1 protein-coding gene is annotated in these 1,192 nt (G+C 58.7%); it reads right to left on the bottom strand.

Features of this window, described 5'->3' with window-relative positions; genetic code table 11:
- Positions 1-935 precede the first annotated feature (935 nt).
- On the bottom strand, positions 936-1,192 hold a 257-nt coding region (locus tag A3712_RS28085; protein ID WP_197465914.1), incomplete at its 5' end, for a hypothetical protein.

Genomic DNA, 1,192 nt, shown 5'->3' with positions numbered 1-1,192 from the left:
ACCACATCGGAGCCGCTGATCGCGTAGTAACCATCGGTGTTTGTGCCCGTCGTGAAGGCCACACTTGGTGTGCCGTCTTCTTCATCCGACGCCGTGNACGNCGCCACCACGGTATCTACCGCNGCATCGCTTTCATTGAACGCTGCCTCTGCCACCACATCGATGGTTGGGCCGTCATTTTGAGCGTTATCAGTTGGTGGTCCGCAGCCACCGGCGTGTACATGGGCCATATCGGTCGCCGTTAGGCTCACCGCTGGCAGTGTCTCGCCTGCATTCACCGCGTCAACACCCGCTTGCGTCAGTACCACATCGGTGCCGCTGATCGCGTAGTAACCATCGGTGTTTGTGCCCGGCGTGAAGGCCACGCCTGCTGTGCCGTCTTCTACAACCGACGCCGTGAACGTCGCCACCACGGTATCTACCTCAGCGTCGCTTGCATTGAACGCTGCCTCTGCCGCCATACCGATGGTTGGGCGGATCTTTTGAGCATAATAGGCTGGTGTATCGCTGTCAACCGCTGTCGCATTGTCGCTATCGGTCGCCGTTAGGCTCACCGCTGGCAGTGTCTCGCCCGGACTCTTCGCCTCATCTCACGCTGCCGTCAGTATCACGTCGGTGCAGCTGCTCGCGTAGTAACCATCGGTGTTTGTGCCCGGCGTGAAGGCCACCCTTGATGGCCCGCCGTCTTCATCCGGCGGCGTAAACGCTGCCTAAACGATAGCTACCGCCGCGTCGTTTTCATTGAACGCTGCCTCTGCCACCACATCGATGGTTGGGCCGTCATTTTGAGCGTTATAAGCTGGCTTTTATCTGCAAATCGCCGTCGCGTTGACGCTATGGGTCGCCGTTAGGCTCACCGCTGGCAGTGTCTCGCCTGCATTCACCGCGTCAACACCTGCTTGTGTAAGTACCAGACGGGTTCCGATGTTCGCGTTTTACCCATGGGTTTGGGGGCGTGTATTGAAGGCCGCACTTGGTGTGCCGTCTTCTTCATCCGACGCCGTGAACGTCGCCACCACGGCATCTACTTCTACACCGCTTTCATTGCCCGCTGCCTCTACCACCACATCGATGGTTGGGCCGTCATTTTGAGCGTTATAAGTTGGTGTATCGCTGTCAACCGCCGTCGCATTGTCGCTATCAGTCGCCGTTAGGCTCACCGCTGGCAGTGTCTCGCCTGCATTCACCGCTT

Origin of the sequence: Vibrio sp. HI00D65 (genome assembly GCF_001635455.1) — a bacterium.
Classification (GTDB): Bacteria; Pseudomonadota; Gammaproteobacteria; order Enterobacterales; family Vibrionaceae; genus Vibrio.
The sequence above is the reverse complement of the archived record's forward strand: the minus strand, read 5'-3'. Positions and strand labels throughout refer to the sequence as shown.